Origin of the sequence: Kitasatospora sp. MBT63 (assembly GCF_000710465.2) — a bacterium.
In the GTDB taxonomy this organism is placed as follows: domain Bacteria; phylum Actinomycetota; class Actinomycetes; order Streptomycetales; family Streptomycetaceae; genus Kitasatospora.
The window spans coordinates 1-7,658 of the sequence record NZ_JAIZ01000667.1 but is presented as its reverse complement, the minus strand read 5'-3'; the positions used below and the strand labels follow the sequence as shown (position 1 = coordinate 7,658).

At 69.4% G+C, this 7,658-nt stretch carries 7 protein-coding genes and 2 pseudogenes; 5 read left to right on the top strand and 4 right to left on the bottom strand.

The window, feature by feature from the left end; all coding sequences use genetic code 11:
- Window positions 1-242 precede the first annotated feature (242 nt).
- The 3 genes from AA75_RS34985 to AA75_RS34975 form a co-directional block, all read right to left on the bottom strand.
- A complete protein-coding gene (locus AA75_RS34985) occupies window positions 243-1,124 on the bottom strand; it encodes an alpha/beta fold hydrolase (RefSeq protein ID WP_033824403.1) in 882 nt (293 codons plus the stop codon).
- Between the two features lie 233 nt (window positions 1,125-1,357).
- Window positions 1,358-2,362, bottom strand: coding sequence for an NADP-dependent oxidoreductase (locus AA75_RS34980; RefSeq protein WP_033824402.1), 1,005 nt, complete (start codon window positions 2,360-2,362; stop codon window positions 1,358-1,360).
- Window positions 2,363-2,493: 131 nt separating this feature from the next.
- Window positions 2,494-3,180, bottom strand: a complete 687-nt coding sequence (locus tag AA75_RS34975; RefSeq protein ID WP_033824401.1) for an SDR family oxidoreductase — start codon at window positions 3,178-3,180, stop codon at window positions 2,494-2,496.
- A gap of 111 nt (window positions 3,181-3,291) precedes the next feature.
- On the opposite strand from AA75_RS34975, the gene AA75_RS34970 reads away from it, so the two are divergent.
- The 4 genes from AA75_RS34970 (at window position 3,292) to AA75_RS34955 (ending at window position 6,761) form a co-directional block, all read left to right on the top strand.
- Window positions 3,292-3,852, top strand: a complete 561-nt coding sequence (locus AA75_RS34970) for a TetR/AcrR family transcriptional regulator (protein ID WP_033824400.1) — start codon at window positions 3,292-3,294, stop codon at window positions 3,850-3,852.
- Between the two features lie 152 nt (window positions 3,853-4,004).
- Complete coding sequence (locus tag AA75_RS34965; RefSeq protein ID WP_051813992.1) at window positions 4,005-5,108, top strand: IS630 family transposase; 1,104 nt, start codon at window positions 4,005-4,007, stop codon at window positions 5,106-5,108.
- 91 nt (window positions 5,109-5,199) lie between these two features.
- Complete coding sequence (locus tag AA75_RS34960) at window positions 5,200-5,475, top strand: hypothetical protein (protein WP_033824399.1); 276 nt, start codon at window positions 5,200-5,202, stop codon at window positions 5,473-5,475.
- Between the two features lie 521 nt (window positions 5,476-5,996).
- Window positions 5,997-6,761 carry a maleylpyruvate isomerase family mycothiol-dependent enzyme gene (locus AA75_RS34955; RefSeq protein ID WP_033824398.1) on the top strand — a complete coding sequence of 255 codons (765 nt, stop codon included), beginning with the start codon at window positions 5,997-5,999 and terminating at the stop codon, window positions 6,759-6,761.
- Window positions 6,762-6,770: 9 nt separating this feature from the next.
- On the opposite strand, the pseudogene AA75_RS48385 reads toward AA75_RS34955, so the two are convergent.
- A pseudogene (locus AA75_RS48385) lies at window positions 6,771-7,298 on the bottom strand (IS5 family transposase); the annotation flags it as partial.
- Between the two features lie 38 nt (window positions 7,299-7,336).
- Between AA75_RS48385 and AA75_RS46425 the strand changes: the two are divergent.
- Window positions 7,337-7,619: pseudogene (locus AA75_RS46425) on the top strand (IS5/IS1182 family transposase); the annotation flags it as partial.
- Between the last annotated feature and the right edge of the window lie 39 nt (window positions 7,620-7,658).

Genomic DNA, 7,658 nt, shown 5'->3' with positions numbered 1-7,658 from the left:
GTGCGACCGCTCAACTGATCACAACATCACACAGGCCCTAGTGGTCTGCGTCGTAAGTCCTTCGGGGGTTGACTTCGAGACTGGGCATCGGCGTTCTCGTGGTGGGTGGCCGACATGTGGTACCGAGGGAGTTCTCGGGGGGTGGTGGCACTGCAGGTGGGCGGGAGGGTGTCTGATCGGAGGCTGGCTCGCCTCGTCGCGGGTGCGCTCAGCGTGGGACTGCGGGGGTGTGGCATCGGCGGTCAGGCGTCGGGGCGTGCCTCGAGGAATGCGAGGGCGCGCACCACGAACGCGTCGTGGAACTGGAAGATCCCGCCGTGTCCGGCGTCCGGGTAGAGGGGGACGAGTTCGCCCCGGGGCAGTCGTGCGGCGAGGTCGAGGGTGTTCTCGCTCGGCACCATCCGGTCGCTCTCGCCGTTGGCCACCAGGACCGGCTGGTGGATGCGGGACATGTCGGCCGGCGCCTGCAGGCCCCATCGGTGGATGGCCTTGAGCTGGGAGAGATAGGAGATGGGGGAGATCGCCTTGTCCCGGTGTTGCGTTCGCTCCTTCAGCCGGGCCAGGAACTCCTTGCCGGCCCGGCGTCCGTTCGCGGTACGGGTGAAGAAGAGGTACTGCTTCGGATCTTGGAGGGTGAGCAGTGCTCGGAGGGTGTCGAGGTGGGAGATCCGGGTCACGTTCTTAATACCCTTGCCACCGGCGGGTCCTGTGCCCGCGAGGATCAGCCTGCGAACGAGTTGCGGTTCGTTCTGTGCGATCACCTGGGCGACCATCCCGCCCATCGAGAAGCCGAGGATGTCCACCTGGTCGAGCTCGAGTGCCCGGATGAAGGTGACGGCGTCGTCGGCCATTTTCTCGATGGTCTTGGGTGTCGAACCGGTGGACGCGCCGACGCCCCTGTTGTCGAACGTGATCACCCGGTGCCTGGCGGCGATGCCGTCGACGACACGGGGATCCCAGTTGTCGAGTACCGCGGCAAGATGGGTGAGGAAGATCACCGGGATGCCGGACCGGGGGCCGAGGTCGCGGTAGGCGAAGGTCACTTGGTCGGCGGTGACGGTGCGGGTCGGTGCGTCCCGGTAGGACATCACCGTGCCGCCGCTACCTTCATGTGTGTCGTTCATGGGTGTGCCCTTCGGTCTCGGATCTACCGCGGCCTCGCTCCGGCCGCTTCGTCCTCGCGGGTGTGCGCAGGACGGCTTCCCGGTCTTCCGACTGCGGGCGCGGGGCCGGCGGCCGGATGAGTGGGAGGGGCGCGCGGTGCACCTCTGGTCGATTCCTGTGGTGGCGGGGAGGGGGATCCACTCGTCTGCCGAGGCCGGCCGGTCAGGTGGAGGCGGGGACCGGCCGGCAGACCTCACTCCATCGCGATGACGACTTTGCCGGCCTTCGCGCGGCCCTTCTCGGCGTACTCCATGGCGTCGCGGGTCCGGTCGAAGGGGAAGACCCGGTCGACGACGGGGTGGATCTGCCCGGCGTCGACGAACCGGGTGAGTTCGCGCAGCTGGCCGCCGTCGGCCTTCATGAACAGGAACGAGTAGGTGACGCCGTGGCGCTTGGCACGGCGCCGGGTCCTGAAGCTCAGCGCGTTCATCGCCTGCCGCAGGAGCGGGTTTGCGCCGAGCTCGCGGGCGAAGTCCGCGTCGGGCGGCCCGGCGATGCTGATGACCTTCCCGCCAGGCTTAAGGACCCGCAGCGACTTCTCCAGGGTCTCGCCGCCGAGGGTGTCCAGGACGACGTCGTAGCCGTCCAGGAGCTGCTCGAAGTCCTGGGCGCGGTAGTCGATGACCACGTCCGCGCCGAGTTCCTTGACCAGGTCGGCGTTGGCCGCGCTCGCGGTGGTGGCCACATGTGCGCCCAGGTGCCTGGCCAGCTGGAGGGCGATGGTGCCCACTCCGCCGGAGCCCGCGTGGATCAGGACTTTCTGGCCCGGCCGGACCTGCGCCTTCTCTACCAGCGCCTGCCAGGAGGTGAGGGCGACCAGCGGGAGGGAGGCGGCCTGCGCCATGGTGAGGACGGCGGGTTTGGGGGCCAGGTCGTCCTGGTGGACGGCGATGAGTTCGGCGAAGGTGCCGATGCGATCCTTGTCGGGCCGGGCGTAGACCTCGTCGCCCACCGCGAAGCGGGTGACCGACGAGCCGACCCGGACCACCACTCCGGCGAGGTCGTTGCCCAGGACGAGCGGAAGGCGGTACGGCAGGATCCTCTTGAAGGCGCCGTCGCGGATCTTGAAGTCCAGCGGGTTGACGCTCGCCGCGTGGATCTCGACCAGGACATCCTCGGGACCCGGCTGCGGATCGGGCAGCTCGGCGGCGTGCACCGCCGACTGGTCGCCGTACTTCTCGATCAGGTAGGTCTTCATCTCTCCGTCTCCGTGTCCCGTCCGTACCCGAACGCGATCTCCGCTCGCTTCCGGGCCTGCCCCGGTACGAGCCACTTTCTGCTAGTCACTGCTGGTTCACGGCGCCCCACGCCGATGCGGCGGAGTGCTTCTCACGCCGCGTTCGGCGACGTGGCCAGGCTCTGCTTGACGTACCGGGTGGTCTCGTCGGCGAGGACCTCGGGCAGGCCCGCCTCCACGGCGGACAGGGCCTGGGTGGCGACCTCGGCGGGGTTTGCCTTCTGGTCGGCGGGAACGCCGGCGGCCATGTCGGTGTCCATGTACCCGACGTGCAGCGCCGTCACCGTGATGCCGCGGGGCGCCAGTTCCTCTCGGACCGCGCCGGTCAGCGCCCATGCCGCCGCCTTCGCCGCAGCGTATGCGCCGAGGCCGGCCGGGTGCAGCCAGGACAGGACCGACAGCACGTTGAGCACGCCGCCGCCGCCGTTGGACTCGATGACCGGGGCGAAAGCCCGCGTCACGGCGAGAGGGCCGAAGAAGTTCACCTCCATTTCCAAGCGCACCGCGTCCGGGCTGCCCGCGATCAGCGGCGTTCCGGTGGAGATGCCCGCGTTGTTGACCAGCAGCGTCGCGTCGGCGGCGATGCGGGCCGCCGCCCGGATCGACTCCGCGTCGGTAACGTCCAGCCGCAGCGGGACGACGCCCGGAAGGTCCACCGTCTCGGGGCGGCGGGCCGCCGCGTACACCTTGGCCCCGCGCTCCACGAGCTGGGCGGCAAGATGCCGCCCGAGCCCCCGGTTGGCGCCAGTGACCACCGCGACCGCGTTCTTCAGTTCCATGAGCACTCCCGACGTAGTGGGCGGCAGCTGACCGCCACGATAGATTTCATCCAACATCTAAACTGGAGTCTAGAATAGATTCGACTCGACATCCAACTGAGAGGGTGACCGATGGGCCGCGTATCGCAGGCACAGGCACGGGACAACCGCCGACGGGTCGTGGAGACCGCCTCCCGGCTCTTTCGGGAACAGGGAACCCACGTCAGCGTCGCCGACCTGATGAAGGCCTCCGGCCTGACCCACGGCGGCTTCTACAAGCAGTTCACCTCCAAGGAGGCACTCGTCGACGAAGCCACCGCCCACGCCTTCGCCGAACTCGCCCGCCACCACAAGGACGGCCTCGACCAGTACGCCGGACAGCGCGACGCCGCCCAGCGGGCGCTGATCGACGCCTACCTCTCCACCGAGCACCGCGACAGCGCCGCGGACGGCTGCCCCGCCGCCGCACTCGCCGGCGACATGGCCCGCGACGGCGCAGACGGCGAGGCCCGCCGCGTCTACACCCAGGGAGTCGGCGACTTCGCCGACTGGCTCGCCACCGAGGACCAGGACGGCATCACCCGGCTCTGCACCATGCTCGGCGCACTCATCCTGTCCCGCGCCACCAAGGGCTCCCCGCTCTCCGAGAAGATCCTCACCACCGCACGCGAGGCACTGACGGCCACCAACTGACCAAAGACGCGGTACAGGGCGGCACCGCGCAGGAAGGGCGCGTGCCGTCGACCTACCGTCATCCACTTCTCGCGATCGGCCTGCCTGCCTTGCCCGTTCCCTCGGCCTGCCCGATAACCCTGACCGCCTCCGAGCGGGAGCGGTTGAAGAAAATGGCCTACGGCCACAGGACCGAGCACCGGATCCGGCAGCGCGCCCACGTCGTGCTGCACGCGGCCCGGGGCCGGTCCAACGCCCGCATCGCCCGTGAGACCGGGCTGCACCTGGACACCGTCCGTACGTGGCGCGGCCGCTTCGCCGCATCTCGGCTGCCCGCCCTCGGCGACCTCAAGCGGTCCGGCCGTCCCGCCTCCTTCACGCCGCTGCAGGCTGCCCAGGTCAAGGCCCTCGCCTGCCAGTTGCCCGCCGAGAGCGGCACACCGCTCGCACGCTGGTCGGCCCCGGAACTGGCGCGCAAGGCGGTCGCCCGGGCCATCGTCGGCACAATCTCCGCCTCCACCGTGCGGCGCTTTCTCAAGCAGGACGCGCTCAAGCCCTGGCAGTACCAGTCCTGGATCTTCATCACCGACCCCGCCTTCCGCCCCAAGGCCGAGCGCCTCCTTGACCTGTACGCCCGCACCTGGCAGGGCGAGGCGCTCGGTGCGGACGAGTACGTGATCAGTGCCGACGAGAAAACCTCAGTCCAGGCCCGCTGCCGCTGTCACCCCACCCTGACCCCCGGGCAGGCCAGGACGATGCGGGTGAACCACACCTACGGCCGCGGCGGGGCCCTGGCCTATCTCGCCGCCTACGACGTCCACCACGCGAAGGTCTTCGGCCGCTGCGAGCCAACCACTGGCATCTCCCCCTTCATGGCCCTGGTCAACCAGGTCATGAGCCAGGAGCCGTACGCTAGCGCGAAGCGCGTGTTCTGGGTCGTGGACAACGGCTCCTCCCACCGCGGCCGAAAAGCCGCCGACCGGCTGGCATCGGCCCACCCGACCGCCGTGCTCGTCCACACCCCCGTCCACGCCTCCTGGTTGAACCAGGTGGAGATCTTCTTCTCCGTCGTCCAACGCAAGGTCGTCTCACCCAGCGACTTCACCGACCTGAAGCAGGTCTCGGACCGGCTCCGAGCATTCGAAGACCGCTACAACGCCACGGCACAGCCGTTCCAGTGGAAGTTCACCACCTCCGACCTGAACGATTTACTGGCCAGGCTCGACCGACATGCCGCCGATCACCCAGAAGAATCCTCCACAGCCCTCACAACCTGACCAACCCCCGAAGGAATTGCGACGCCGACCACTTAGCCAGCCCGGAAAGGCCGTCCAGTTCTCCGGCACCGCCGGCGGTCACCTCTCCCTGATGGGCGCCAGACAGGTCGACATCCCCGCGCTGTGGCCGGCCAACCTCCCCTTCCGCATCCCCTCGGACCCGAGCAGGCCCGCCGTCGCCGTCGGCTTCCTCAACGAGCAGATCACCACCGACAACCAGGGCCGGCCCACCCGGGACGAGACCGGCGCCTACGCCTACGACCCGCGCGCCACCAGCGGCTTCACCAACGCCGTACGCCTGATCGTCCTCGGCGACGAGAGGACCGAGGTGACCATCGGCCACGCCGCGGTCATCCGCACCCAGTAGGACCTCCGTTCCCCGAGCCGGGCGACCCGGCCCGGCCCGGGGATGATTCCGCGCTCCGGGTCAACCTGACCACGTTCCACGCCGGGTCATGGACCTGAGGTGCGGTCACACCGAGCCTCGCAACGTGAACGAAGCAGCGCAGCTGTGAGAGGTCGCGGGCGGGGGTAGGAGTCGAGGACCTGCGATGGCCTTCTCGAATCGGCGGGGTGGCGAGCGCCCTTGACCTCGATGAGCGTGCGGTCGGCCAGCAAGCCGGCGTCGGCAGCGAGCACAGCGGTGACGGTCACCTCGCCACCCTGGCGATCGCTGGCGTGTCCGGCATCGAGGTGCTGATCCTGCACAACGCCACCGGCACCACAACCCTCCGAGCAGCAGGCGCTTTCCCCCGGTGCACTTCGGCAAGGCTGAGAACCGGGAGCGCGGCACCGGCGGCGGTGGTGGCTGCGGCGGCTAGGAGGACATCTCATTTGGGGGCCTTAAAGCGAGTGCGAGAGTTCCGGTCCGGGTGATACAAGGTCAGCGTGACTGAGCATCCCTACTTCCCCACCCTGCTGCGGATGATCGACGAGCGGTCCGCCGCGTTCCGCGCCGCCGTCGCCGCGGCCCCCAGCCTCGACGCCGACGTCCCGTCCTGCCCGGGCTGGACGCTGTACGACCTGGCGAACCACCTCAGTGAGGGGGACCGCTTCTGGGCCCACATCGTGCTGAACACCGCGCCGGGCGACGAGCGGCCGAGCAAGGACGGGCTGGCGGCGCCCAGGGAGCGCGAGGCCCTCACAACCTGGCTGGCCGATTCGACGGAGCAGCTGCTCATTGCTCTGCGCGAGGCCGGCCCGGACCGGGGCTGCTGGGCCTGGTGGGAGCCGCTGGCCTCGCCGCACACGGTGGCCGCCGTGGCCCGCCGCCGCGTCCCGGAGACGCTGATCCACACCTACGACGCCCAGCTGGCCTCCGGTACCCCTCAGGAGCTGCCGACGACCGAGGCGGTCGACGCCATCGATGAGTTCCTCGCCACCGTCTGCACCGGCACGGTCCCGTGGCCGGGCGAGCCCGCCACCATGGACTACCACGCAGCCGAGGCCGGCTCCTGGCGCCAGACGGTGGACGCCGCCGGTTCCCGCTTCACCCGCCTCACCGCGGCGGAGGCCGCCGAGAGCAAGCCCACTGCGGCCATCTACGGCACGGCGAGTGAGATGGCTCTGCTCATGTACATGCGCATCCCGGCCGGCTCGGCGCGGGTGGAGGGCGACGCCGAGCTGCTCCAGCAGCTGCAGAACTGGGGCTGACAGGACATCTCATTCGGAGAGTCTGCGGGTGCAGAGGATGGCTGCTGCGATGCTGGCGAAGGCGGCGAAGTGGTCGCCCGTGCGTTCGTAGCGGCGGTGGAGCCGGCGGAAGCCGCTGAGCCAGGCGACGGTGCGCTCGGTCACCCAGCGATGCCGGCCGAGGCGCTGGGAGGACTCGACGCCTCGGCGGGCGATGCGGGCTTGGAATCCGCCGACGGCGCAGGAAGGCGCGGACGAAGCGGTGGTCATAGGCTTGGTCGCCATGCAGTTTGCCGGGCCTGCGTCGCCTGGGGCCGCGCCCGGAGCCGATCGGCGGGATGGCTTCGGTGAGCGGGATCAAAGCCTGGCTGTCGTGGACGTTGGCCCCGGGAATCGCGAGCGACAGGGTTAAACCGGTGCGTTCGGTGAGCAGGTGGATCCTCGACCCGTACTTGCCCCACAGGATTCGGACCTGCCAGTTTCCCCTTTCAGGGCCCGCATGTTCACCGAGTCGACCGCGCACCTCGACCAGTCCAGCTCGCCATGCGCGCCGGTTAAGCCGGAGAGCGTCGCAGCCGACCCTCGGCGCCTATTAGGCCTACAGCAACGGTCCTTGCCGCGAGTATCTGCGGCGGCGCGGCATTCGGCACACGATCCCGGAGAAGGCAGACAGCCGGGCCGCCCGCGTGCGCAAAGCGATCACACGGCGGACGGCCACCCGGCTTCGACGAGGATCGGTGCAAGAAGCGCAACACTGTCGAGAGGGCCATCAACAAGCTGAAGAACTCCCGCGCCGTCACGACCCGCTACGACAAGCGCAGCTACGTCGTCCTCGGCACCGTCACCGCGGCCACCCTGGTCATCCGGCTGCGGGCTTGAGTGGCTGTTGTCTTTCCGGGCTTGAGGGCTGCGTTTCCG